Below are 26,139 nucleotides of genomic sequence, written 5' to 3'. Positions count from 1 at the left end.
CGAGGAAGGAAAATCCCCCCCGCCCACTGGGCATTTGCCCGGCTGGCCGGCCTCAGGCACCGCTCAGAGGCCAAGCTGAGCCCCGCGCGGCTCGTTATCGTCGCCCTCGCTGGCTTCCACAACCGGTGCCTTCGGTGCCTTGCGTTGTTGCTCCAGACGGTTCAGGTACTCGGTCGTCACATCGCCCGTGATGTACTTCCCGTCGAAGCACGACGCATCGAAATCGGTCAGCGCCGGATTGATGTCACGAACTGCGGCCTTCATGTCCTCGACATCCTGATAAATCAGTTCGTCGGCACCGATGATGCGCGCCACTTCTTCGTCGCTGCGATCATAGGCCACCAATTCGCTGCGCGTGGGCATGTCGATGCCGTACACGTTCGGGAACTTCACCGGCGGTGCAGCCGACGCGAAGATCACCTTGCGCGCACCGGCGTCACGCGCCATCTGCACGATTTCCTGGCTGGTGGTACCGCGCACGATCGAGTCGTCCACGATCAGCACGTTCTTGTCCTTGAACTCGACGCGCATGGCGTTGAGCTTCTGGCGCACCGACTTCTTGCGCATCGCCTGGCCGGGCATGATGAAGGTACGGCCAACGTAACGGTTCTTGAAGAAGCCTTCGCGATAGTTCAGGCCCAGTCGCTTGGCAACCTGCATGGCCGCCGGACGGCTCGAGTCCGGAATCGGCATCACGACGTCGATGTCCTGATAGTCGATCTCGCGGCGAATCTTCTCGGCAAGGTAGTCGCCCATGCGCAGACGCGCGTCGTAGACCGCCACGCCGTCGAGCACGGAATCCGGACGCGCCAGATACACGAGTTCGAAAATGCACGGGTGCATCGACACCGACTCGGAACACTGCTGCGACACCAGTTCACCGTCGTTGCTGATGAAGACCGCCTCGCCCGGCTTGACGTCGCGCTCGAACGCGAAGCCCATGCCTTCAAGCGCCACCGACTCCGACGCCACCATCCACTCCGTGCCATTCGGGCCATCGAAGCGGCCGATGCACAACGGACGGATACCGTTCGGATCGCGGAACGCGAGCAGCCCGAAGCCGGAGATGATCGAGACGATGGCATACGAGCCGCGCAGACGGCCGTGCACCTTGCCCACCGCTTCGAACAGCGACGCGACGTTCAGACCGTCGCGCGCGCTTTGCTGCAATTCGTGTGCGAGCACATTGAGCAGCACTTCGGAATCGGAGGTGGTGTTGATGTGGCGGCGGTCGACGCGGAACATCTCGTCCTTGAGCTGCTCCCAGTTCGTCAGGTTGCCGTTGTGCGCGAGCACAATGCCGTAGGGTGCATTCACGTAGAACGGCTGGGCTTGTGCGGCGCTCGACGAACCGGCCGTCGGGTAACGTACCTGACCGATACCGACCGTGCCCGGCAAGTCGCGCATGTTGCGCGTGCGGAACACGTCACGCACCATGCCGTTGCCCTTGTGCATGTAGAACGACTGACCGTCCGTCGTGGCGATACCGGCGGCGTCCTGCCCGCGGTGCTGCAGCAGCAGTAAGCTATCGTAGATGAACTGGTTGACAGGGGACTTGGAGACTACACCGACGATGCCACACATGGCATAAATCCTTCAAAAAACAGCGAAATCTGTGTCAAACGGAGGACCGTATTATCCGTCATTCGGCAACCTTGTGCAGGCCGGTCGACGGCGCGCCCGATCCGCTGCTGCGCATGCCCCACCCCTGCTGCTGCGCACCGCCCAGGCCATCGCCCGCCAAACCGTTGCCGGCGCTGCCACCCCGAAGGGCGCCACCGCCCATCAGGCTCGACACGCCGGACATCGCGCCGCCGCTCTGGCTGCCCGAATGTCCCTGTGTACCGTTACCGCCCTGCCCGCCGGCGTCCGGCGTTCCCCGATAGGGTTCCAGTTGTGGCAAAGGAATTGCCGTTCCCAGCGGATTGACGCTCGGCATCGCGGCCTCAGGCTTGTGCAGGTAGTGCTGCACAGGCTCGGGCAGGTAAGGCATGAGACGCTCCAGCCCCGCGTCCACCCACGGGCGCACCAGCGAGTGCTGCCACACCGGTTGTTGCGGCAATGCCGTTAACTTGGCGGCGACCATCAACAACATCAAGAGCAGAATGCCGCGAACGATACCGAATAACATCCCTAAACCGCGGTCAGCCGGGCGCAAGCCGATCATATCGGTCATGCGGCCCACGAGCGCGCTGACGATGCCTGCGCCGAATACCACCGCGACCAGCACCAGCAGGAAACCGAGTGCGCCCTGCGTCATCTCGCCACCGGGCAGGTCGGCGGGTAACCAGTGCGCCACCGCCGGGCCGAACGCGCGCGCCACGAAGAACGCCACCACCCAGCCGACCAGATTGAACAGCTCGCGCACGAGTCCGCGCAGCATGCCCAGCAGCATCGAGCCGATCAGAATGGCAATCGCCGCGTAATCCACGACAGTCATCAGACCGCTATGCACCGTATCGCCCAACTCAGCCCGCCTCGGCGACCTGCGCCGTCAGTCCGGCGTCACGGATCTTCTTGCCGGCCGCTTCGGCGCTGTTGCGATCGGGGAACGGCCCCGCGCGCAGCAGATACAACTCACGGCCGTCGACCGTACTCTTCACCATGTAGCTCGGCACATTCACGAGCTTCAGTTTGACGAGCCATGCCTGTGCGCGATCCTGCGTCGAGAAAGCGCCGATGCGCACCAGATACTTGCCACCCGACGACGCCGGTTTCTGCGCGTTGTCGTGGCTATCGGCCGGTTTGGTCGCCTTGGACGTCGTATTGTTCTGCGCGAACTGCGCAATCGGGTCGGCCACGTTGTTATTCGGCTGCGGCTTGGCCTGCGCCTTGGCCGTGTCGTGCGAGTCCGGCTTCGCAGCGGGCTTCTTGACATCGGGCTTGACGTCCGGCTTGTGCTCCGGCTTCGCTTGCGCCACCTGCGGTTCCGGCACGGCGCTCGGTGCAGGAGCAGGAGCAGGCGCCACGGCGGCGGCCGGGGGCACCGCCGTCGGTGCAGGGGCCGGCGTCGGCGCGGGCTTGGCCGGGTTGGCACCGGCCAGCGTGCTGCTGTCGACCGCTTCCTCACCCTTGTCGAGCGAAGCGTCGGACGGCGGCGTAACGGCAACCGCCGCTTTCGGCTTCACGCGCACGGGCGGCGAGTTGGCATCCTTTCCGGGGATCTGGATGGCGATGTCGTCGGCGGCCGGTTTCGGTTCGGGTGCGAGTACCATCGGCAAAATGATGACGGCCGCGAGCACCAACGCCAACGCGCCGACCAGACGGCGGCGCGCGCGTTGCTTCTCGGGCAGCAGCGGGTCGAGTTGCTCGTGCTCGCTGTACTCGCCCCCTCCCGCCGTACGGGTGCCGGTTCGGCCGCTCCTGCGGCTACCGCGCTTCGGGGGAACGGCTTCGGCGTCTTTCTTGCGGAAGGAAAACAATCCCATAGGGCCTTGGCTCAGGTCGTAACTCGCGTCGTTGGACTGATCATCGCGCATGTGGTGCGTCATGCGCATGACATTTCTCGTAAGAAAATGTCACGGCAAACGCACCTTCACACCTCAGTGGCGCTGTAATTTGCGGTGCGACATCACACCCGCCACCGTAAAGAACGATCCAAAAACCACAATTCTATCATTCTCCCCGCACTGCTCGAGCGCGGCGGCATAGGCTTTCTCGGGGGATTCGAAGGTTTCGACCGAATGATCGGCATCTTCCGCGAACCCTGCGGCCCGCAACTTCTCTTCAAGCAACGCCGGTGTGGCGGCACGCTCGGTCGGCAGCGCACACAGACGCCAGTGATCGACCCTGTCGACGAGATGACGCAGCACGCCTTCGACGTCCTTGTCGGCCATCGCACCGAACACGGCATACGTGTACGGGAAGAAGCCCATGCCATCGAGATTGTGGCCAAGCGCTGCGGCCGCATGTGGGTTGTGCGCGACGTCAAGCACCACGGCCGGACGCCCCGGCAGCACCTGGAAACGTCCCGGCAGTTCGACCGATGCAAGACCCAGACGAATGTCCTGCGCCGAGACCGGCAGCCGATCACGCATCGACTCGAGCGCGGCAAGTGCCGCCGACGCGTTGAGCAACTGGTTCGCGCCGCGCAGCGCCGGATACGCCAACGCCGGACGGCGCATCTGACGTCCGCCGTAGCTCCATTGCTGCTTGTCGCCCTGATAGTTGAAATCGCGGCCGAACAGCCATAGGTCTGCACCGATGCGCTCCGCCTCGGCTACAAGCGTGGCCGGCGGCATGGGATCGCCGCAAATCGCCGGCTTCCCGGGCCGGAAAATGCCGGCCTTCTCGATGGCGATCGCCTCGCGCGTATTGCCCAGATACTGCGCGTGATCGATGTCGATGCTCGTGATCACGGCACAGTCGGCATCGACGATATTCACCGCGTCGAGTCGTCCGCCCAGACCGACTTCGAGAATCACGGCGTCGAGGCCGGCCGTGGCGAACATGTGCATGATCGCCAGCGTGGTGAACTCGAAGTACGTGAGCGAGACCGGCGTATCGAAGCTCGTGCGCGCGGCTTCGACCGCTTCGAAGTGCGGCAGCAGTGTGGCGTCGTCGACGACCTCGCCGTTCAGACGCGCGCGTTCGTTAAAGGTCAGCAGATGCGGCGACGTATGGCAACCAACGCGGTACCCCGCAGAAAGCAGAATGGCTTCGATGATCGCGCAGGTCGAACCCTTGCCGTTGGTGCCGCCTATCGTGAAAACGGGGCACGGGAATTGCAGTCCGAGCGCCTCTTTCACGCGGCCAATGCGCGTGAGGCCCATGTCAATGCCCACGGGGTGAGCGGTTTCGAGATGGGCGAGCCAGGCGTCGAGAGTGGAGTATGTCGGCATGGATGTGCGAGGCAGAAAAACAAAAACGCGGACGTCACTAACGTCCGCGCTTCATTCCTGCTAAGTGATGCGTTCAAGCGCCGCTCGCGCGGCACTGCGTGGCGTTGCGTGGCGTTGCGTTGCGTGGCGTTGCGTGGCGTTGCGTGGCGTTGCGTGGCGTTGCGTGGCGTTGCGTGGCGTTGCGTGGCGTTGCGTTGCGTGGCGTTGCGTAATTCTACGCTGTTGCACCGCCCTTGGGGACACTGCAGCGGCGAGCGCCGCGCCATCGCACGCGTGAATTTGCCGTGCTCAGGCGACCGCGTCGGCCGGCTGACACTGCATCAAAGCGATCAGGCGAGCGATCTCCTCACGCATCTTGCGACGGTCGACGATCATGTCGATCGCGCCCTTCTGCAACAGGAACTCCGAACGCTGGAAGCCTTCCGGCAGCTTCTCGCGCACGGTCTGCTCGATCACGCGCGGGCCGGCGAAGCCGATCAGCGCCTTGGGCTCGGCCATCACCACATCGCCGAGGAAAGCGAAGCTGGCGGACACACCGCCCATCGTCGGGTCGGTGAGCACGGAGATGAACGGCAGCTTGGCGTTGGCCAGCTTGGTGAGCATGGCCGTGGTCTTGGCCATCTGCATGAGCGAGAGCAGGCTTTCCTGCATACGTGCACCGCCCGAAGCGGTTACGCAGATGAACGGCACCCCCTGCTCCAGTGCATTCTGTGCGCCGCGCACGAAGCGCTCGCCGACCACCGAACCCATCGAGCCGGCCATGAACGAGAACTCGAAGCACGCGACCACGACCGGCAGCGTGTGGATGGCACCGCCCATGACGACCATCGCATCGGTCTCGCCGGTGTCGTCCATCGCTTCCTTGATGCGATCCGGATATTTGCGGCTGTCCTTGAACTTCAACGCATCGACCGGCACGATCTCCTGGCCGAGTTCGTAACGGCCTTCCGGATCGAGCAGCGCATCGAGACGCGCACGCGCGCCAATGCGCATATGATGGTCACACTTCGGGCAAACGTGCAGATTCGCTTCCACGTCGTTGCGATACAGCACGGCTTCGCATGACGGGCACTTGATCCACAGCCCTTCCGGGATGCTCTTGTTGCGCTGCGTCGGATCGGTTTGCTTGATCTTCGGGGGCAGCAGCTTATCGAGCCAGCTCATAGTTTCTCCTTGGCAAACGCCCGCACCCTCAGGGGCGGGCGTTTCGGGGCGACCGTATGACACGGCCGTTTCAATTCAGCGTTTCACCGGACGGTGCGGCAAAATTACGCCGCGAATTTACGCCGATTTGGCGCCCTCGTCGAGCGCCTGGCGAATGCCACCGATGAATTCAGCCAGCGATTTTACCGCGTTCTGGCCCGTCAGATCACGCGGCGTGTTTTCCAGTCGCTGGACGATGGCGCTGCCGATGACCACGGCGTCCGCCACATTCGCCACGGCGCGGGCCGTTGCGGCGTCGCGAATACCGAAGCCCACGCCCACCGGCAGGGCCGCGGCGGCCTTGATCTGGGGAATCTTCGCAGCAACGCTGTCCATATCCAGGCTCGCGGCACCCGTCACCCCCTTGAGGGAGACGTAATACAGATAGCCGCTCGCCTGACGCGCCACGGCGGCGATACGTGCATCGGTCGATGTCGGCGCGAGCAGGAAGATCGGATCGATACTGCGGGCACGCACGGCGCTCGCATACGCCTCGGCTTCCTCTGGCGGGTAGTCGACCACCAGCACGCCGTCCACACCGGCCGTCGCGGCACGCTCGGCGAAAGTGTCGAGGCCCATCGCCTCGATCGGATTGGCGTAGCCCATGAGGACGACCGGCGTGCGGTCGTTGGTCTGGCGGAACACGGCCACATAGCCGAGCACCTCGGCCAGGCTCACGCCACGGGCCAGTGCACGCTCCGAGGCGCGCTGAATCACCGGGCCATCGGCCATCGGGTCGGAGAACGGCACACCGAGTTCGATGACGTCGGCGCCGTTGTCGGCCAGCGCATGCATCAGTTTGACCGTCCAGCCCGGCTCGGGATCGCCGGCGGTGATGAACGGAATGAGGCCCTTCTTACCCTGCGCTTGCAAGGCTTGGAATGTCGCTTGAATGCGGGACATGATCGGAAAGTCTCTGAAGTCTTTGATTGGCGAGCGCATGGTAATGTGCGTTCAGCTCGTAGCCGACGAATCGCCGGCCGTGCAGCGCGCAAGCCACGGCAGTCGTGCCGCTGCCCATGAACGGGTCGAGCACGAGGCCGCCGGGCGGGCAACTGGCCAGCACCATGCGCTCGATGATATGCAGCGGTTTCTGCGTCGGATGATCGACGCGTTCGGGGTCTTGCCGGTGCAATCGCGAGATCGACCACAGATCCTTGGGGTTGTAACCCAGCTCCAGCCACTTGCTGCCCTCGAAGATACGGCGCGAGCGCGCCTTCTTCGTTGCGGCGTCATACGGCACGCGCACGGCATCGAGGTCGAAGTAGTAATCCTTCGAAACCGCGAAAAAGCCGATGTTGTCGTGGACCGACGAAAACCGCCGGGTGCTGCCGCCCATGCTGGGCACGCGGCGATCCCAGATGATCTCGTTGATCATCAGCATGCGCCGCTTCAGAAATACGAACAGCTCCGGGGCGTACTGCCACGTGCAGAACAGGTAAAGCGAGCCGCGCGGCGCAAGCTTCGGAACCGCCGCCTCGAGCCAGCCATACGTCCAGCCGAGGAAGTCCTCGCCGGAGCGCTTGTCGGAGTCGTTGCCGTAGTCCTTCCCGAGTCCGTAAGGCGGATCGGCAAGAATCAGGTCGACGCTGCCGTCTTCCAGTTCGTGCAAGTGATGCAGGAAGTCGGCATGACGCAATGTGATGTCGCCCGGCGCCCAACGCGCACGCAGCTCCCCGGCCGCTTCCATGGCCTCGAGACGCGCGGCGGCGGCTTCGGTGGCGTCCACGGGGCGCTCTGCCCCGTGGATGTCATTTTGTGCCTTGCGATCAGTCAGATCGGTCATGCTGGTTCTGGTGTCCTCAACGGATCTGGGAACTGGGACCTAGGGGTCAATGGCATCTCGCAGCGCCGCTTACGCGCCCGCAGGCGCCGGCTTGGCCAGCGCCATCACGGTGTGCATGTCTTTGTCGCCGCGGCCCGAAAGATTGACCAGCACGATCTGGTCGCTCGGCAGCGTCGGCGCCAACTTGCACGCGTAAGCGAGCGCATGGCTCGACTCCAATGCCGGGATGATGCCCTCGATCCGGCAGCAGTCATGGAACGCCCGAAGCGCTTCGGTATCGGTAATGCCCACATACTCGGCGCGCTTGATGTCGTGCAGCCACGCGTGTTCGGGCCCCACCCCGGGGTAGTCCAGCCCCGCCGAAATCGAATGCGTCTCGGTGATCTGCCCGTTGGCGTCCTGCAGCAAATAGGTGCGGTTGCCGTGTAGCACGCCAGGCGTGCCGCCGAGGATCGACGCCGCATGACGGCCGGTCTCGATGCCGTCGCCGGCCGCTTCCACGCCCACGAGCTTCACGTTCGGCTCGTCGATGTACGGATAGAAAATGCCCATGGCGTTCGAGCCGCCGCCCACGCAGGCGAGCACGTAATCCGGCTGGCGTCCGGTCAGTTCGGGCATCTGCACCTTGCACTCTTCGCCGATCACGCTCTGGAAATCGCGCACGAGCATCGGATACGGATGCGGCCCGGCCACGGTACCGATGATGTAGAACGTGCTCTCGACATTCGTGACCCAGTCGCGCATGGCTTCGTTGAGCGCATCCTTGAGGGTTTTCGAACCCGACTCCACGGGCACCACGGTCGCGCCGAGCAACTGCATGCGATAGACGTTGGCCGCCTGACGCTTCACGTCCTCAGCGCCCATATACACCACGCACTCCATGTCGAAGCGCGCGGCGATGGTCGCCGTGGCCACCCCGTGCTGACCGGCGCCGGTCTCGGCGATCACACGGCGTTTGCCCATGCGACGCGCCAGCAGCGCCTGCCCGATCACGTTGTTCACCTTGTGCGCGCCGGTGTGGTTCAGGTCTTCGCGCTTGAGGTACACCTGTGCACCGCCCAGTTCGCTGCTCCAGCGCTTGGCGTGATAAATCGGCGACGGACGGCCGACGTAGTGCTTCAGTTCGTAATGGAATTCTTCGAGGAAAGCCGGATCATTCTGATACTTGGCATAGGCCTCGCGCAGTTCGTCGAGCGCGTGAATCAGCGTCTCAGCCACAAAGACACCGCCGTACTGGCCGAAATGGCCTCGGGCGTCAGGTAAATCGTACATGGTCGTCACTCTTCGCATTACCGGTGAGCGGCCCTGATGGGCGCCCCGGCGGGTTGCTTATTCGGCGTCGGCGGCACGCACTGCCTGCACGAACGCCGTCATGCGGGCGTGATCCTTCACGCCCCGCGACGCCTCCACACCACTCGACACGTCGACGGCGTAAGGCGTCACCCGGCCGATGGCTTCAGCAACGTTGTGTGCGTTCAAGCCACCACTCAAAACGGCCCGACGCGCGATGTCTTTTGGAATAAGTGACCAATCGAAAACCTTTCCTCCACCGCCATAGCCCTCAACCAGAGCATCTAGCAAGATGCCTTGTGCGGCGGTGTATGCGTTGGCGAATTGTAGCAAATCGCCGCTGTCTTTCGTCTCAGGGCCGATACGCATGGCGCGCATGTACGGACGGTTGCCCGCCGCCGCCGACAGCGTCGCGCATTCCTCGGGCGTTTCGTCGCCGTGGAACTGCAGCGTCGTCAGCGGCACTGTCTCGACGGTACGCGCGATCTCGTCGGCCGTCACATTGACGAACAAGCCGACCAGACTCACGTAAGGTGGCACCCGGCGGGCGAGTTCGGCCGCACGCGCCAGATCCACGTAGCGCGGGCTCGGCGGGTAGAACACCAGGCCGATGGCGTCGACGCCCAGCGCCACGGCATGATCGATATCCGCCGGCTGCGACAGGCCGCAAATCTTGATTCGGGTACGGGATTTCATGAGCTTGCCCACGGCATCGGGAACGGCCACGCGGCCCAGTTGGGCTCGGGTACGGCGAAACGCTCAGGATACCCCACACGGGCCAGATACAGGCCGTCCGGCATGAACGTCGGGGCGGCCTGACGCCGGTCGAGACTCGCGAGCACCTGCGACATCCAGCTCGCGGGCTGACGTCCCCGGCCGATGGCGACCAGACACCCCATGATGTTGCGCACCATGTGATGCAAAAACGCGCTCGCCCGGAAGCGGAATACAAAGAAATGTCCCTGCTGCTCGATATCGATGGCGTACAGGTGCTTGACCGGCGTCTTGGCCTGGCACTCCGACGAGCGGAACGCCGAGAAGTCGTGCTCGCCCACCAGCGCCTGACTCGCGGTGCGCATCGCGTCGAGATCGAGCGGGGTGTGCAGCCAGCCGCAACGGCCCTCGAGCAAGGGCGAACGCACGGGATGCACGTATAGCACGTAGAAATACGTGCGCTCGAAGGCGGCAAAACGCGCATGGAAGTCGTCGGGCATCGCTTGCGCCCATTGCACGGCAACCGTCTTGGGCAAAAAGGCGTTCACGCCCCGCACCCACGAGAACATCGCACGATCGAGTTCAGTGTCGAAATGCACCACCTGACCGATGCCATGCACGCCGGTGTCGGTGCGTCCTGCAACCGTCGTGGGCAGCGCTACGCCGCCGAACTCGCGCAGTGCGGCCTCGAGCGTCTGCTGCACGGTGTTGCCATGCGGCTGCGATTGCCAGCCGGAGAACGCCGCGCCGTCGTAATGGATGCCCAGTGCAATTCGCATATGAAAAAGAAAAATGGGCGCCCAACCTACGAGCGCCCCAAACTACGGTCAATCAGCGGTGTGATCGTCGATGCGCCGTGGCGTCACTTGCCTAGCTCGGCCAGCCGTGTGCGAGCGGCGGACTGCTGTGCCGCATCCCCTCCGGCGATCACTTCTTCAAGCAATTCTCGCGCGCCATCGTCGTCGCCGATGGTCTGGTACGCGGCGGCCAGTTCGAGTTTCGTATGGAATTCGTCAGGCACGTTCGGCGTGGCGGACGCAGCGGACTCTGCGGACGATCCCGCGACGATCGGCTCCGGCGTCGGCACGATCACTTGCGGCACCTGCGGCGCAGCGGGTTCGGCCGCAAACGGCGTCTCCGGCGGCGTCGAATCCAGCGTCTCGTGCTCGACCAACGCCTCCACGCCGATGTCAGCGGGCAGCGTCGGCGCGCTGACGAACGCCGGTGCGGCTGATGCCTCGTCGCCCTTCAGATCGAGGCTGAAGTCCGACAGATCGAACGACAGTGGCTTGAGCGACGGCGCTTCGTGTGCTTCATCGGTGTAGCTGCGCGGCGCTTCGGGGGGCCGATTTGCCTGCTCCATCGCGGCGTCGAAATCGGCGTCGCTCAGTTCGGGATAGGCGTCGTCGCCCTCCTCATCCGCGCCGGTTTGCTGATGGATCGGACCGTCCTTAGGCTCCATCTTGAACTGCACAGAGCCCAGCCCCTTGCTCAGGGAAGGCAACGCATCGCTAGAAATCGTACCTACATGCGCCGGCTGCCCCGGAATCGCCAGATCCAGATCGCCCACCATGCCTGCCACACCGCCGTCAGGCGTCGCGCCGGCAATCGGCGCAATGTTTTCTGCCGTTTCTGCCTGCGCGGCGGGCGTTGGCTCGACTTGTGCCGTGTGCGCAGCAGCGGCGCCGCCAATGGCCGCCGCAGCGCCAAGCGCTTCCAGCGACGACAAGGTGGCCGTCGCCGGATCGTCATGCGCGGCGGGTACTTCGCCGGCCTCCCCAGCCTGCTCGGCAAACGCGGCATTCCAATCGATTTCCGGCTCGCGGGCAGCTTCCGGCGAGGCTTCCAGCACATGGGGCGCCACCTCGTCGACGACCGGTTCAGCGGGCGCTTCCGACGCCTCGAATGTCACCGGCGAGTTGTCCGGACCTTCGGCGTGAGCCGCGTCGGCCGACGCATCGGCCAAAGGCGACGGCTCGACATCCCATTCTTCCGGCACGCCGGCTTCGGCAGCCTCGGGGGCCGGCTGCTCGTCTTCGACGGCAGCGGCACCAACGTCCGACGCCGACCGTGTGTCATCGGCAGCAGGATGCAAATGTTCGTCGGCTTCCGCCTGATTGGCTGCATACAGCGCGGCAGCGCCTACGGCACCGGCAGCCGCCACGGCACCCGCCGTTGCCACACCTGATGCCGACTCGTCAGCTTGCGGGCCATCGTGCGGCGCATCCTGATCCTGGCCTGCATGAGCGTCGTGCCCATCGTCATACGGGCCGGGCTGCCCGGCCGGTGTCTCGGCACGGCGGCGACGCATCAGCCACCACAGACCGAGCAGCACCACCAGCGCGCCAGCCCCCGGCAGCACATACGGATTCTGAGTCACAGCACGCCAATTCATGGCGGCATTGGGCGCGGGCTTCGACTCGGCTGCCGGCGCGCTGGCGGCCGATGCCGCTACGACCTCGCTAGCCGATGCCGCCACGGCGGCCGCAGCGTCCGAGGCCGTCACACTCGCCGATGCGGCAGAGGCAGCATCGGTGGCCGCAGCCTCCGACGCTACGGCCACCGTGGCCGGACTGTCAGTTGCGGCGGCGTCCTTCGAGTCAGCCACACCCTTGGCGGCATTCGGTACCGCAGCGGCAGTCGCAGCCGCCGCTGGTGTCTTGGTCTTGCCGTCGGCGGATTTCGCCGTCTTGTCCTGTGCGGTCGCCCCGGAAGCGGCGGCGGCCTGCTCCTCCAGATTGGCGACAGCCTGATTCTTCATCGCCAACAGCTTCTGGAGATCTGCTACGTTCTTCTGCAACTCATTCACCCTGCCCTGCGCCTCGGCTTGCGCCTTGCCCTGGGCGATTTGCTCTTCCTCGCTGCCGCCGGTGCGACCGGCCGTGCCGCCCGCCCCACCCTTGCCGGGTCGCGACAGCTTCAATTCATCGCGCGTGGCGGGGGCGGCTGCTTCCGGTGCCTTGCCCGCTTCGATCGCGCCTTGTGCACTGCGGCCACCGGCCGGTGCTGCCTGCCGCGTCGTCGATTCGGCCAGCCGCGCGCGATACGCGTCAAACTGTTCCCGCGCCGAAGACACGAACTTGCGTGCCTGGGCGGGAGGAATACTCTGCACCTGCGCATCGGCCGGGCGTGTCAACGTCGCCCCCTGACGCAGCCGGTTCGGATCGTCACCGATGAACGCCGAGCGGTTCGATTCGAACAGCGCGGTCATCATCTGCGCGAGCGTTGTACCACCTTCGCCGCTCGTGAATTCACGGGCAATCGACGAGAGTGAATCTCCCCGGCCCACCTTACGCGCCCCCTCTGCGGCCGCCCCCGACGATGCGTTGCCTGGCTGAGCAGACGCCGCAGGAGCCGGCGCCGGGGAAGACACGGGAGAGGTAGCCGTCGCGGGAGTCCCGCGATCCGACGTCTGCGCGGGCACAACCGCCTGCGGTTGCGCAGCGCTGGCTTCCGGGATGGCGGACAGCGTGAGCGCGTTGGACTGCCGGCCGGTGCGCCATTCGAGCACCAGCAACAGATCGAGGAACGAGGTAGTGACCGGCTCAGCCGAATCGACATGGACGAGATACGTGCCGCTGTACCCCGGTTCGCGTCCTGCGGTCGGCGTGACCGAGACGGAGAGCTTCTCGAGCGTGGGGTCATAGCGCAGACCTGCCTGCCTGAAGGCATCGCGCGGTGCGAGCTTCACCGACAATCCGTCGGCTTCGGCTTGCGACACGTTGCCCAGCACGATCACTGCGCGCAGCGGCTGGCCCGGACCCGAGCGCACCTGCTGCGGGCCGAACTCTGCAGCACCGGCATTGAGAAGCCCGAGGCTCCACAAGACGGCCGCCGCCGCGCTCAGGCGAAACGAGTTATGGGACGAGTTTGCACGCTTGCCGATCGAGTATTTCCGCACTGTGTCTTGTCAAGCCTGTCAGTCGTTTTTCTCTGGACGCCCCAGCAAATGGGGCGCCTCCCAAAGCGCGGACGGCGGCCCCGCAGGCCGCCGTTCTTCACGCCTTACCAATACGCGTCGACGCTCAAGCGTCGAGCAGGATGCGTAGCATGCGACGCAGCGGTTCCGCTGCGCCCCACAACAGTTGATCGCCCACCGTGAATGCCGACAGGTACTCCGGCCCCATCGACATCTTGCGCAGACGGCCCACCGGAATGGTCATCGTGCCGGTCACGGCGGCAGGCGTCAAATCCTTCACCGACGCCTCACGTGTGTTCGGCACCACCTTCACCCAGTCATTGGCCTGGCCGATGATGTCGGTCAGTTCATCTAACGGCACATCCTTCGTAAGCTTGATGGTCAGCGCCTGGCTGTGACAGCGCATCGCACCGATGCGCACGCACAGACCGTCCACCGGAATGGCGCGCGTACCAGGGAAACCGTCGCCCAGCCCCAGAATCTTGTTGGTCTCGGCTCCGCCCTTCCATTCTTCCTTCGATTGGCCGTTGCCCAGATCCTTGTCGATCCAGGGAATCAGGTTACCGCCCAGCGGCACGCCGAACTGTTTGGTCTCGTCGGCGGTGAGCGCGTGTTGCTTCGCGAGCACCTTACGGTCGATCTCCAGAATGGCCGAGTGCGGGTCGTCCAGCAGCGCCTTGACTTCTGCGTTGATGCTGCCGAACTGCGTGAGCAGTTCGCGCATGTGCTGTGCGCCACCGCCCGATGCAGCCTGATACGTCATCGACGTCAGCCAGTCGACCAGACCGTGCTGGAAGAGACCCCCCAGGCCCATCAGCATGCAGCTCACGGTGCAATTGCCGCCGACGAAGTTCTTGGTGCCCTTCGTCAGCGAATTCTTGATCACATCGAGGTTGACCGGATCGAGAACGATGATGGCATCGTCCTTCATGCGCAGCGTCGAGGCTGCGTCGATCCAATAGCCGTTCCAACCCGCAGCGCGCAGCTTCGGGAAGATCTCGGTTGTATAGTCACCGCCCTGGCAGGTAATAATGATGTCGCATTTTTTCAGCTCGTTGACATCATTGGCGTCTTTCAGCGAAGTCTCGTTCTTCGCCGTCGACGGGGCTTTGCCGCCCGCGTTGCTGGTGCTGAAAAACACCGGCTCGATCAAAGCAAAGTCGTTCTCCTGCTGCATGCGCTGCATCAGAACCGAACCGACCATGCCCCGCCAACCTACCAGACCTACGGTTTTCATTTATCCACTCTCTTATCGTTGCAATTGCGCAGAGGGGCGTCTCACGACGCCCCGTCGGCGTTAAAGCGCGGCGACGACCGCCGCGCCCATTTCGCGCGTACCGACCTTGGTTGCGCCTTCCCGCCAGATGTCGGGTGTACGCAAGCCTTGCGCCAGCACCTTCTTCACTGCGTTCTCCACGCGGTCGGCCTGTTCCGCGAGGCCGAACGTGTAACGCAGCATCATGGCCGCCGACAGAATCGTCGCCAACGGATTGGCCACGCCCTTGCCGGCGATATCGGGAGCCGAACCATGCGACGGTTCGTACAGCCCCTTGTTGTTGGCATCGAGCGACGCCGACGGCAGCATGCCGATCGAGCCCGTCAGCATGGCCGCCTCATCCGAGAGAATATCGCCGAACATGTTGCCAGTCACCACCACGTCGAAGTTCTTCGGCGCCTTGACCAGTTGCATCGCGGCGTTATCGACGTACATATGCGACAGTTCGACTTCCGGATACTGCTTCGCGACCTCGATCATCGTGTCACGCCACAGTTGCGACGTCTCTAGCACATTGGCCTTGTCGACCGAGCACAAACGCTTGTCACGCTTGGCTGCGGCCTGAAATGCGACGTGCGCGATACGCTCCACTTCGGGCACGCTATAGCGCATGGTATCAAAACCTTCGCGCGCCCCTTCGAAAGCACCGTCCGGCGACTGGCGGAAACCCTTCGGCTGACCGAAGTAAATGTCACCGTTCAGCTCGCGAATGATCAGGATATCCAGCCCTGCCACGATTTCCGGCTTCAGGCTCGACGCGTCGGCCAATTCCTTGTACAGAATGGCAGGACGGAAGTTGGCGAACAGTTGAAGATGCTTGCGCAACCCCAGAATCGCCTGCTCGGGACGCAGCGCACGCTCGAGCGAATCGTACTTCCAGTCGCCCACGGCACCGAACAGAATGGCGTCCGCCTCCTTCGCGAGCTTGAGTGTGGCGTCCGGCAGCGGGTGCCCCGTGGCCGCATAGCCAGCGCCGCCGACGGGCGCCTCTTCCAGCTCGAACTTTTCGCCAAGTGCGTTCAACACGTTGACGGCTTCCGTCACGATTTCCGGACCAATGCCGTCACCCGGCAACACAGCGATTTTCATGCAATCTCCTTGGATTGAGCCTTGAGTGCTCGGGACTCAGCCCGGCAAGCGCGTTGCGAGCCACGGCTGCTTCGTGAGCCGCTCGGCCTCGTAGGCGCGAATCTTGTCGGCGTGACGCAGCGTCAGGCCGATGTCGTCGAATCCGTTCACCATGCAGTACTTGCGGAACGGCGCGATATCGAACGCATAAGCGCGGCCATCGGACGTCACCACTGCCTGCTTGTCCAGATCGATCGTCAACTGGTAGCCGTTGAACGCTGCCGTCTCGTTGAACAGATGGTCAACCTGCAACTCGGACAGCGCGATCGGCAGCAGCCCGTTCTTGTAGCAGTTATTGAAGAAGATGTCGGCAAAACTCGGCGCAATGACGGCGCGAAAGCCGTATTGCTGCAACGCCCACGGCGCGTGCTCGCGCGAGCTGCCACAGCCGAAGTTCTTGCGGGCGAGCAGAATCGTCGCGCCCTGATACCGAGGCTGGTTCAGCACGAAGTTCGGATTGAGCGGACGCGTGCTGCAATCCTGCCCCGGTTGACCGACATCGAGATAACGCCACTCGTCGAACAGATTCTGGCCGAAGCCCGTACGCTTGATCGACTTCAGGAATTGCTTGGGGATGATCGCGTCGGTATCGACGTTTTCGCGATCCAGCGGTGCCACCAACCCCGTATGGACAGTAAATTTTTCCATCATGAACCACCTGATCAAAACAGTTCGGCTACGCACGGCCCCGGAAAACCGGAGCCGTCAAAGCCGGAAATTTCGTAGGCGCATGCGCGAGGCGCTTGCCCGCACGACACGCACCGTCGCATCACTTCTTCGCGGCGTTCTCGAGGGCCGAGCCAGCGGCTTGGGTATCCTTGCCGAGGCCCGCCATCGTGTTACAACCCGCCACACCCAGCACCAGCACCGCACCGATCAGCATCCACAGTTTTTTCATGATTCTTTCTCTGTCAAAAACGATGTCAAACGACGGTTAAACCGATGCTAAAGCGTCAGATGAGACGTCGCACGTCGACGAAATGACCTTCGATGGCAGCCGCCGCAGCCATCGCCGGGCTCACGAGGTGCGTACGCCCACCCGCGCCCTGACGGCCTTCGAAGTTGCGGTTCGAGGTCGACGCGCAGCGCTCACCCGGCTCCAGACGGTCGGCATTCATCGCCAGACACATCGAGCAGCCCGGTTCGCGCCATTCGAAGCCTGCGGCCTTGAAGACCTGATCCAGCCCTTCTTGCTCGGCCTGACGCTTCACCAGCCCCGAGCCCGGCACCACCATCGCCAGGCGCACATTCGACGCCACACGACGGCCGAGCGTCTTCACGACGTAAGCCGCCGCACGAATATCTTCGATGCGCGAGTTGGTGCACGAGCCGATGAACACCTTGTCGACGTTGATACTCGCCATCGGTGTATCGGGCGTGAGCGCCATGTACTCAAGCGCGCGCTCCATGGCGCTACGCTTGACCGGGTCCTTCTCCTTCTCGGGATCGGGCACGCGGTCTTCTATGCTCACGACCATTTCCGGCGACGTTCCCCAGCTCACCTGCGGAACCAGCGCATTCGCATCGATCTCGACCACATGGTCGAAATGCGCCCCCGGATCGGTGTGGAACGTACGCCAGTAGGCTTCGGCCTGCTGGAACTCCACGCCCGTAGGCGCGAACGGACGGCCCTTCACATAGTTGATCGTCGTATCGTCCACGGCCACCAGACCGGCGCGCGCACCGGCCTCGATAGCCATGTTGCACACGGTCATGCGACCTTCCATCGTGAGCGAGCGGATCGCCGAGCCGGCGAATTCGATCGTGTAGCCCGTGCCGCCCGCAGTGCCGATCCGGCCGATGACGGCCAGCACGATGTCCTTGGCGGAACAACCGCGCGGCAGCGTGCCCTCAACCTTCACGAGCATGTTCTTGCTCTTTTTCATGAGCAAGGTTTGCGTGGCGAGCGTGTGCTCGACTTCCGACGTGCCGATGCCGAACGCCAGCGCGCCGAACGCGCCATGCGTGGACGTGTGCGAGTCGCCGCAAACCACCGTCATGCCGGGCAGCGTGGCGCCCTGCTCCGGGCCGATCACGTGCACGATGCCCTGACGCACGTCGTTCATCTTGAATTGGGTGATGCCGAAGTTGTCGCAGTTGGTATCGAGCGTGTCGACCTGCAAACGCGAAATCGGATCGGCAATGCCTTGCGTACGATCGGTGGTCGGCACGTTGTGGTCCGACACTGCGAGATTGGCGGAAAGACGCCAGACCGGACGCTGCGCGAGTTTTAGCCCCTCAAACGCCTGCGGACTGGTCACCTCGTGCAACAGGTGACGATCGATGTAGAGCAACGTAGTGCCATCGTCCTCGGTATGCACGATATGTGCATCCCACAATTTGTCATACAGCGTCTTGGCCATGATAAAAACGCGGGGCTAAATTATCGTTCCGAGAACAAATATCGTTCTGTGAACTTTTGATTATGCCATAGCGCTTTCGCGCCGGCGGAATACAAAATCCCCGGGAAACCGGGCGGTAAACGCACGATCAACCGGGGATTTGTGCGAATCACGGCAGCTTGTGCCGTGGCTTCGAATATAACGCAACGAGGGCGCGTTGCGGGCCGCACCGCCTTGCCGATTCGGCAAGGTTGCGGTGCCGGCACGGCAAGCAGGGGCCGTGCCGGACGCCTCGACAGGCTTAGCGCTTGTCGATCGACGCGACTTCGCGCGGCGTGTGGCCGATGAACAGCTGACGCGGACGGCCGATCTTCTGATCCGGCTCGCCGATCATCTCGTTCCACTGCGCGATCCAGCCCACGGTACGTGCCAGGGCGAAAATGCAGGTGAACATCGACGTCGGAATGCCGAGCGCGCGCTGAACGATACCCGAGTAGAAGTCGACGTTCGGGTACAGCTTGCGCGACACGAAGTATTCGTCTTCCAGAGCGATCTTCTCGAGCTGCATGGCCAGCTTGAACAGCGGGTCGTCGTGCAGACCGAGTTCGTTGAGCACTTCGTAGCACGTCTCGCGCATGAGCTTGGCGCGCGGGTCGTAGTTCTTGTACACGCGGTGACCGAAGCCCATGAGCTTCACACCCGAGTTCTTGTCCTTCACTTGCTTGATGAATTCGGGGATCTTATCCGGCGAACCGATCTGCTCGAGCATATTCAGCGCGGCTTCGTTCGCACCACCGTGCGCCGGGCCCCACAGACATGCGATACCGGCAGCGATACAGGCGAACGGGTTCGCACCCGACGAACCGGCCAGACGGACGGTCGACGTCGAAGCGTTCTGCTCGTGATCGGCGTGCAGGATCAGGATACGGTCGAGGGCGCGCACCAGCACGTCGTTGACTTCGTACTCTTCGCACGGGTTGGCGAACATCATGCGCATGAAGTTCGCGCTGTACGACAGGTCGTTACGCGGGTACACGAACGGCTGGCCGATGCTGTACTTGTACGCCATGGCGACGAGCGTCGGCAGCTTGGCGATCAGGCGGATGGCCGAGACTTCGCGGTGCGTCGGATTGTTGATGTCCAGCGAGTCGTGATAGAACGCCGACAATGCACCGACCGAACCGGTCAGCACCGCCATCGGGTGGGCATCGCGACGGAAACCACGGAAGAAGAAGTTCATCTGCTCGTGCACCATCGTGTGACGGGTCACGGTCTTGACGAACTCTTCCTTATCCTTTGCGTTGGGCAGTTCGCCCTTGAGCAACAGATACGAGGTCTCGAGGAAGTCGCAGTTGGTGGCCAACTGCTCGATCGGGTAACCGCGGTACAGCAGTTCACCCTTGTCGCCATCGATGTAGGTGATGGCGGAATTGCACGACGCCGTCGACATAAAGCCCGGGTCATACGTAAACTTGCCGGTCTGGCCGTACAGCTTGCGGATGTCGATTACATCCGGGCCCATCGTTCCCTGATAGATCGGCAGTTCGACGCTGGGCGAACCGTCAGAGAAAGATAGGGTGGCTTTAACATCAGACGGAGTCATATCGCTTCCTCAAAAAAATACTTAAACCCCTACACGGCACGCAAAAGCGCCAACAGGCGCCGCACGTCCGGCCCGTCCAGATCCGCCTCGGGCTCTTTACGCGCTAGTAGCAGATCCATCAAATCGTTGTCGCTCAAATCGAGCAGCTTCGTGAGGGCGCCCACATCCTCGTCAGTCATCGAGGCTTCGTACCTGGCGAAGAATCGTTCGAGGATGAGGTCGTTTTCCAGCAAACCGCGGCGTGCCCGCCAGCGAAGGCGGGCACGCTTGACCGGATCGGACTGGTGATTGGTATCCGGCATGATCGCTTGGTCAGACGGCGCGGCGCACCATCAGCTCCTTGATCTTGCCGATGGCCTTCGTCGGGTTCAGACCCTTCGGGCACACATCCACGCAGTTCATGATCGTGTGGCAGCGGAACAGACGATACGGATCTTCCAGGTTGTCCAGACGCTCGCTGGTCGCCGTATCGCGGCTGTCGGCGATGAAGCGGTAGGCCTGCAGAAGACCGGCCGGGCCGACGAACTTGTCGGGGTTCCACCAGAAGCTCGGGCACGACGTGGAGCACGATGCGCACAGAATACACTCGTACAGGCCATCAAGCTCATCACGTTGCTCGGGCGATTGAAGACGCTCCTTCTCCGGTGCCGGCTCGGGGTTGATCAGGTACGGCTTGATCGAGTGGTACTGGTTGAAGAAGTGCGTCATGTCGACGATCAGATCGCGAATGACGGGCAGACCCGGCAGCGGCTTCAGAACGATCTTGTTCGGCAGATCGTTCATGTTGGTCAGGCAGGCCAGACCATTCTTGCCGTTGATGTTCATCGCGTCCGAACCGCACACACCTTCGCGGCACGAGCGGCGAAAGGCGATGCCTTCGTCGAGCTTCTTGAGCTTGACCAGGGCGTCGAGCAGCATGCGCTCGTGACCGTCGAGTTCGACCTCGTAGGTCTGCATGTACGGTGCGGCGTCCTTGTCCGGATCGTAGCGGTAGACTTCAAAAATGCGTTTCATGATCTTGCGAATCCCTTAGAACGTCCGCGCCTTGGGCGGAACCGAGTCGACGGTCAGCGGCTTCAACTGCACCGGCTTGTAATCCAGACGGTTGCCTTCGCTGAAGAACAGCGAGTGGCGCATCCAGTTGGCGTCGTCGCGCTCCGGATAGTCGCTGTGCGCGTGCGCCCCGCGGCTTTCCTTGCGGGCTTCGGCCGCGATCATGGTGGCCTTGGCCACTTCGATCAGGTTGTCGACTTCCAGCGCTTCCATACGCGCCGTGTTGAACACCTTCGACTTGTCCTTCAGGTGGACGTGCGACACACGCTCGGCCACTTGCTTGATCTCGTCCACGCCTTCCTTGAGCAGATCCGACGTACGGAACACACCCGCGTGTTTCTGCATCGTTGCACGGATGTCGTTGGCGATGTCCTGTGCGTACTCGCCCGAGCTGGAGGCTTCCAGACGGCCCAGACGCGCCAGTGCGTTCTCGCCGGCATCGGCGGGCAGCGGCTTGTGGTCGCCGTGATTCTTCACGAAGTCGACGATGTGGTTGCCGGCCGCACGGCCGAACACCACCAGGTCGAGCAGCGAGTTCGTGCCCAGACGGTTCGCACCGTGGACCGACACGCACGAGCATTCGCCCACAGCGTAGAAGCCGTTGACCGGGGTCGATGCGCCGTCCTTCTGCAGGACGACCTGACCGTTGTAGTTCGTCGGAATACCGCCCATCTGATAGTGGATGGTCGGCACGACGGGAATCGGTTCCTTGATCGCGTCGACGTTGGCGAACTTCAGCGCGATTTCGCGAATCGACGGCAGGCGCTTCATGATCGTCTCGGCACCGATGTGCGAGAGGTCGAGCAGCACGTAGTCGCCGTTCGGGCCGCAGCCACGGCCTTCCTTGATTTCCTGGTCCATCGAACGCGACACGAAGTCACGCGGCGCCAGATCCTTCAGCGTCGGAGCATAACGCTCCATGAAGCGCTCGCCGTTCGAGTTACGCAGAATACCGCCTTCGCCGCGCACGCCTTCGGTAATCAGCACGCCCGCGCCGGCCACGCCGGTCGGGTGGAATTGCCAGAATTCCATGTCTTCGAGCGGAATGCCCGCACGCGCGGCCATGCCCAGACCGTCACCGGTGTTGATGAACGCGTTGGTCGAAGCGGCGTACACACGGCCGGCACCGCCAGTTGCGAACAACGTGCACTTGCCTTCGAGCAGGTAGACGTCGCCGGTTTCGAGTTCCAGTGCCGACACGCCGAGGACATCGCCCTCTTCATTACGGATCAGATCGAGCGCCATCCACTCCACGAAGAAGTGGGTCTTGGCTGCCACGTTTTGCTGATACAGCGTGTGCAGCAGGGCGTGACCGGTACGGTCAGCGGCCGCGCAAGCGCGCTGGACAGGCTTCTCGCCGTAGTTGGCCGTGTGGCCGCCGAACGGGCGCTGGTAAATCGTGCCGTCCGGGTTACGGTCGAACGGCATGCCGAAATGTTCCAACTCGTAGACGGCGTTCGGTGCCTGACGGCACATGAACTCGATCGCATCCTGGTCGCCGAGCCAGTCGGAACCCTTGATCGTGTCGTAGAAGTGGTAATGCCAGTTGTCTTCGCTCATGTTGCCGAGCGAAGCGCCAATGCCGCCCTGAGCGGCAACGGTATGCGAACGGGTGGGGAACACCTTGGACAGCACAGCCACCGACAGACCGGCCTTGGCCAGTTGCAGCGACGCGCGCATGCCCGAACCACCTGCGCCCACGATGACGACGTCAAAGCGGCGGCGCGGCAGCGAATTTTTAATTGCAGCCATTCTTTACACTCTCCACAGAATCTGTGCGGCATAGCCGGCACAAGCCAGCAGCCAGACGATCGTCAGCGCGTACAGCGCCAGTCGCACACCGACGGGCTTGACGTAGTCCATCCAGATGTCGCGAACGCCGACCCACGCGTGATAGAACAGCGCGAGCAGCGTAACGAACGTGGCCAGCTTCATCCACTGATGCGCGAAGATGCCAGCCCAGCCTTCGTAGGAGAAATCCTTGGCGGCAAAGAACCACACCAACAGGATCACGGTGTACACGGCCATGATGACCGCAGTCATGCGCTGCGCAATCCAGTCGCGCAAGCCATAGTGCGCGCCGACGACAAGGCGCTTCGAACCGATATTGTTCTGTGCCATCTTAGAACGCTCCGAACAGCTTGAGGGCGACGGCCAGCGTCAGCACCAGCGACACGGCCAGAACGACCACTGCCGAATTCTTACCGCCTTCCTTGCTCACCGCGTCGTGATTGAAGTCCATGCGCAGATGGCGCAAGCCGGCGCAGAAGTGGTGCAGGAAGCCCCACGACAATGCCAGGATGACAAGTTTGACAAACCAGTTGGAGGCGATGCTTCGCAGAACGTCGAAGCTGAGTTCCGACGTGAGGCTCTGTTCGAACAAATAAAGCGCGAACGGCAACAGAAGGAACAAGATCACACCGGCAATACGGTGCAGAATGGAAACGATACCAGCCGGCGGGAGACGGTACGTGACAATCTGTCCGATACCGATATTCCTGTAGACTGGCCGCTCTTTTTTTACCACTTCAGCCATGCTAGACCCCATGTAGTTACATCAGCCCCGGATTTTAGCGCCGATTCTAGTGCGTTGCACCATACCGGTTCCAATGCTCCGGAAATTCCCGCTAACGGCGCACGACACGCCGCCCCTCATGCCTAGACTTTCAGGCACTCACCGGCCACGACGCCGGCTCGCACCTGAGAAGTCGCCCTGCCCTCTCAACTCAATTCGTTCTGGTAGTGATGTTCCGTGGTGACGTACCAGCCCCGGCGCACTTCCACCGGTTTGTCCCCATAAGTGTAGGAAACGCGCTCCACACTCAGCAGCGGGAACCCCTTCGGCACCTTGAGCAGATCCGCAGTCACGTCGTCTGCGCCCACAGCGCGGACTTTCTCCACGGCACGGATCATGCGGGTACCGAATTCATCCTCGAACAGGCCGTACATCGGCCCCTTGTAATCATTGAGCCGCTCTGCCGTCAATCCGCGGAACAGCGCGCCCGGCAGCCAGATTTCGTCGAGCACCGTCGGACGGTCCGAGAAATCCATCATGCGGCGAATGAGAATGACACCATCGCCCGCACGCAGATCAAGCTGACGTGCGATTTCTGCCGGCGCACGCATGCGGCGGCATTCGATCAGGCGACTGGGCGGATGATGGGGTTCGCCCGAATCGGGCGCAAGACGCAGAAACCGGAATTGCACCCGGTCTTCATGATGAGTCGCGACGAACGTGCCGCGCCCTTGCCGGCGCACCAGCAGATTCTCGGCGGCCAACTCGTCGATGGCTTTGCGCACCGTTCCCTGACTCACCTTATAGCGGGCGGCCAGATCGACTTCACTGGGAATGATTTCGCCGGGCTTCCATTCGCCGGCCTGCAGGCTCTGCGTAATGAGCCCCTTGATCTGCTGATACAGCGGACTGAAGGTCGGCGACGCTCCCGGGGCGGCGGCACCCTGCGGGGCCTGGGAGGCCGGTGCGGCGTCGCGCGTGCTGTCCTGTCGCTGCGGGGCATCGACAGGCGGCGTAGTGTTGGATGTGTCGCGAACGTTCGCATTCATGGCGGCGATTTGACCACAAATCAAGGCCTTCGTCCATCGAATAACAGCAATAATCCTATGTCTTATATAAGACATAAGATAGAGTTGACATTCGTTGTGACGGCTCCTACACTGACGCGGGCTAACAGGGGCCTGCAGCCGCAGCACGGCTATCATATAAGAGAGTCCGGTGCTTCGCACTCGTCAACGGCAGCACACCCCGCAGCCCGCAAGCTTCCGTAGGTCAAGGAATTTTAGAAGCTTTATGTGACGCGGCGCTGTCAGCCTGGCAAAAAAGCCACCCGGACGGCGAGCTTACTTTAAGCTTCGCAGGAATTTGTACACGTCTGGAGAGATTCTCATGGCAAAACCCGCAATGCGTGTCGCCGTCACCGGCGCCGCTGGCCAAATTGGCTACTCCCTGCTGTTCCGCATCGCCAATGGCGACATGCTCGGCAAGGATCAGCCCGTCATCCTGCAACTGCTCGACCTCCCGCAAGCTCAAGCCGCCGTCAAGGGCGTCGTGATGGAGCTGGAAGACTGCGCGTTCCCGCTGCTCGCTGGTGTGGTCGTGACCGACGACCCGAAGGTCGCCTTCAAGGATGCCGACGTCGCCCTGCTGGTTGGTGCCCGTCCGCGTTCGAAGGGCATGGAGCGCAAGGATTTGCTCGAAGCCAACGGCGCCATCTTCACGGTGCAAGGTAAGGCCCTGGACGAAGTCGCCAAGCGCGACGTCAAGGTGCTCGTGGTCGGCAATCCGGCTAACACCAACGCCTACATCGCCATGAAGTCGGCACCGAATCTGCCGAAGGAAAACTTCACCGCAATGCTGCGTCTGGATCACAACCGTGCCCTGTCGCAGATCGCCGCCAAGACCGGCAAGCCGGTCGCCAGCATCGAAAAGCTGGCCGTGTGGGGCAACCACTCGCCGACGATGTACGCCGACTACCGCTTCGCCACGATCGACGGCAAGAACGTGAAGTCGATGATCAACGACGACGTGTGGAACAACGACGTGTTCCTGCCGACGGTTGGCAAGCGCGGCGCCGCCATCATCGAAGCCCGTGGTCTGTCGTCGGCCGCTTCGGCTGCCAACGCCGCCATCGACCACATCCATGACTGGGTGCTGGGCACGAACGGCAAGTGGGTGACGATGGGTATCCCGTCGGACGGCTCGTACGGCATTCCGGAAGATGTGATCTACGGCGTGCCGGTGACCTGCGAAAATGGCAAATACAAGCGCGTGGAAGGCCTCGAGATCGATGCCTACTCGCGTGAGAAGATGAACATCACGCTGAACGAGCTTGAAGAAGAGCGCGCCGGCGTGGCACATCTGCTGGGCTAATCCCCCGGGGACTCGGCCCCACGCGATGCCAAAAGCGTCGCAAGGGGCCGAAACTGCGCCGGCGGCTACCCCCAGTGCCGGCGCAACCAATCCCGA

24 protein-coding genes are annotated in these 26,139 nt (G+C 62.9%); 1 reads left to right on the top strand and 23 read right to left on the bottom strand.

What is annotated here, in order from left to right:
* Nucleotides 1–63: 63 nt before the first annotated feature.
* The 23 genes from purF to PHO31112_RS05270 all read right to left on the bottom strand — a co-directional run bounded on the left by purF (nucleotide 64) and on the right by PHO31112_RS05270 (nucleotide 24,719).
* A complete protein-coding gene (gene purF / locus PHO31112_RS05385; RefSeq protein ID WP_150619552.1) occupies nucleotides 64–1,584 on the bottom strand; it encodes an amidophosphoribosyltransferase in 1,521 nt (506 codons plus the stop codon).
* Nucleotides 1,585–1,642: 58 nt separating this feature from the next.
* Nucleotides 1,643–2,440: a CvpA family protein gene (locus PHO31112_RS05380; protein ID WP_150619551.1), complete on the bottom strand. Its 798-nt coding sequence runs from the start codon at nucleotides 2,438–2,440 to the stop codon at nucleotides 1,643–1,645.
* 28 nt (nucleotides 2,441–2,468) lie between these two features.
* The gene (locus tag PHO31112_RS05375) at nucleotides 2,469–3,497 is read right to left on the bottom strand and encodes an SPOR domain-containing protein (protein ID WP_246177752.1); all 1,029 of its coding nucleotides are present in this window, start codon (nucleotides 3,495–3,497) and stop codon (nucleotides 2,469–2,471) included.
* A gap of 45 nt (nucleotides 3,498–3,542) precedes the next feature.
* Nucleotides 3,543–4,841, bottom strand: coding sequence for a bifunctional tetrahydrofolate synthase/dihydrofolate synthase (folC, locus tag PHO31112_RS05370; protein ID WP_150619550.1), 1,299 nt, complete (start codon nucleotides 4,839–4,841; stop codon nucleotides 3,543–3,545).
* Between the two features lie 288 nt (nucleotides 4,842–5,129).
* Complete coding sequence (accD, locus tag PHO31112_RS05360; protein WP_150619548.1) at nucleotides 5,130–6,005, bottom strand: acetyl-CoA carboxylase, carboxyltransferase subunit beta; 876 nt, start codon at nucleotides 6,003–6,005, stop codon at nucleotides 5,130–5,132.
* Between the two features lie 117 nt (nucleotides 6,006–6,122).
* A complete protein-coding gene (trpA, locus tag PHO31112_RS05355) occupies nucleotides 6,123–6,947 on the bottom strand; it encodes a tryptophan synthase subunit alpha (protein ID WP_150619547.1) in 825 nt (274 codons plus the stop codon).
* Nucleotides 6,901–7,734 (bottom strand): DNA-methyltransferase, encoded by an 834-nt coding sequence (locus tag PHO31112_RS05350; RefSeq protein WP_174995571.1) that lies wholly within the window; start codon nucleotides 7,732–7,734, stop codon nucleotides 6,901–6,903. The genes trpA and PHO31112_RS05350 overlap by 47 nt, the downstream gene beginning before the upstream one ends.
* A 165-nt stretch (nucleotides 7,735–7,899) precedes the next feature.
* On the bottom strand, nucleotides 7,900–9,102 hold the full coding sequence (trpB, locus tag PHO31112_RS05345; RefSeq protein ID WP_150619545.1) for a tryptophan synthase subunit beta: 1,203 nt from the start codon (nucleotides 9,100–9,102) through the stop codon (nucleotides 7,900–7,902).
* A 57-nt stretch (nucleotides 9,103–9,159) separates the two neighbouring features.
* Complete coding sequence (locus PHO31112_RS05340; protein ID WP_150619544.1) at nucleotides 9,160–9,816, bottom strand: phosphoribosylanthranilate isomerase; 657 nt, start codon at nucleotides 9,814–9,816, stop codon at nucleotides 9,160–9,162.
* Entirely contained in the window at nucleotides 9,813–10,613 is an 801-nt protein-coding gene (gene truA / locus PHO31112_RS05335) for a tRNA pseudouridine(38-40) synthase TruA (RefSeq protein ID WP_150619543.1), read from the bottom strand. Before truA ends, PHO31112_RS05340 begins: the two co-directional genes overlap by 4 nt.
* Nucleotides 10,614–10,696: 83 nt before the next feature.
* Nucleotides 10,697–13,735, bottom strand: a complete 3,039-nt coding sequence (locus tag PHO31112_RS05330) for a motility hub landmark protein FimV (RefSeq protein WP_150619542.1) — start codon at nucleotides 13,733–13,735, stop codon at nucleotides 10,697–10,699.
* A gap of 124 nt (nucleotides 13,736–13,859) precedes the next feature.
* Nucleotides 13,860–14,990 carry an aspartate-semialdehyde dehydrogenase gene (gene asd, locus PHO31112_RS05325; protein ID WP_150619541.1) on the bottom strand — a complete coding sequence of 377 codons (1,131 nt, stop codon included), beginning with the start codon at nucleotides 14,988–14,990 and terminating at the stop codon, nucleotides 13,860–13,862.
* A gap of 60 nt (nucleotides 14,991–15,050) precedes the next feature.
* Nucleotides 15,051–16,118, bottom strand: a complete 1,068-nt coding sequence (leuB, locus tag PHO31112_RS05320; protein ID WP_150619540.1) for a 3-isopropylmalate dehydrogenase — start codon at nucleotides 16,116–16,118, stop codon at nucleotides 15,051–15,053.
* A 36-nt stretch (nucleotides 16,119–16,154) separates the two neighbouring features.
* Nucleotides 16,155–16,805, bottom strand: coding sequence for a 3-isopropylmalate dehydratase small subunit (gene leuD, locus PHO31112_RS05315; protein ID WP_150619778.1), 651 nt, complete (start codon nucleotides 16,803–16,805; stop codon nucleotides 16,155–16,157).
* A gap of 121 nt (nucleotides 16,806–16,926) precedes the next feature.
* Nucleotides 16,927–17,055 (bottom strand): entericidin A/B family lipoprotein, encoded by a 129-nt coding sequence (locus tag PHO31112_RS05310; protein WP_010807368.1) that lies wholly within the window; start codon nucleotides 17,053–17,055, stop codon nucleotides 16,927–16,929.
* Nucleotides 17,056–17,110: 55 nt separating this feature from the next.
* A complete protein-coding gene (gene leuC, locus PHO31112_RS05305; protein WP_150619539.1) occupies nucleotides 17,111–18,520 on the bottom strand; it encodes a 3-isopropylmalate dehydratase large subunit in 1,410 nt (469 codons plus the stop codon).
* 280 nt (nucleotides 18,521–18,800) lie between these two features.
* Nucleotides 18,801–20,102, bottom strand: a complete 1,302-nt coding sequence (gene gltA / locus PHO31112_RS05300) for a citrate synthase (protein WP_010807370.1) — start codon at nucleotides 20,100–20,102, stop codon at nucleotides 18,801–18,803.
* Between the two features lie 29 nt (nucleotides 20,103–20,131).
* Nucleotides 20,132–20,404, bottom strand: coding sequence for an FAD assembly factor SdhE (locus PHO31112_RS05295; protein ID WP_150619538.1), 273 nt, complete (start codon nucleotides 20,402–20,404; stop codon nucleotides 20,132–20,134).
* A gap of 10 nt (nucleotides 20,405–20,414) precedes the next feature.
* Nucleotides 20,415–21,119 carry a succinate dehydrogenase iron-sulfur subunit gene (locus PHO31112_RS05290; RefSeq protein ID WP_023873897.1) on the bottom strand — a complete coding sequence of 235 codons (705 nt, stop codon included), beginning with the start codon at nucleotides 21,117–21,119 and terminating at the stop codon, nucleotides 20,415–20,417.
* Nucleotides 21,120–21,131: 12 nt separating this feature from the next.
* Nucleotides 21,132–22,907: a succinate dehydrogenase flavoprotein subunit gene (gene sdhA / locus PHO31112_RS05285; RefSeq protein WP_150619537.1), complete on the bottom strand. Its 1,776-nt coding sequence runs from the start codon at nucleotides 22,905–22,907 to the stop codon at nucleotides 21,132–21,134.
* 3 nt (nucleotides 22,908–22,910) lie between these two features.
* Nucleotides 22,911–23,276, bottom strand: a complete 366-nt coding sequence (gene sdhD, locus PHO31112_RS05280; protein WP_150619536.1) for a succinate dehydrogenase, hydrophobic membrane anchor protein — start codon at nucleotides 23,274–23,276, stop codon at nucleotides 22,911–22,913.
* 1 nt (nucleotide 23,277) lies between these two features.
* Nucleotides 23,278–23,691 (bottom strand): succinate dehydrogenase, cytochrome b556 subunit, encoded by a 414-nt coding sequence (sdhC, locus tag PHO31112_RS05275; protein ID WP_010807375.1) that lies wholly within the window; start codon nucleotides 23,689–23,691, stop codon nucleotides 23,278–23,280.
* Between the two features lie 185 nt (nucleotides 23,692–23,876).
* A complete protein-coding gene (locus PHO31112_RS05270; protein ID WP_425495157.1) occupies nucleotides 23,877–24,719 on the bottom strand; it encodes a GntR family transcriptional regulator in 843 nt (280 codons plus the stop codon).
* 340 nt (nucleotides 24,720–25,059) lie between these two features.
* Here PHO31112_RS05270 and PHO31112_RS05265 point away from each other — a divergent pair, with 340 nt between their 5' ends.
* A complete protein-coding gene (locus tag PHO31112_RS05265) occupies nucleotides 25,060–26,043 on the top strand; it encodes a malate dehydrogenase (RefSeq protein ID WP_150619535.1) in 984 nt (327 codons plus the stop codon).
* Nucleotides 26,044–26,139: the final 96 nt, after the last annotated feature.

The organism is Pandoraea horticolens, from assembly GCF_902459555.1.
Lineage (GTDB): Bacteria > Pseudomonadota > Gammaproteobacteria > Burkholderiales > Burkholderiaceae > Pandoraea > Pandoraea horticolens.
The sequence above is the reverse complement of the archived record's forward strand: the minus strand, read 5'-3'. Positions and strand labels throughout refer to the sequence as shown.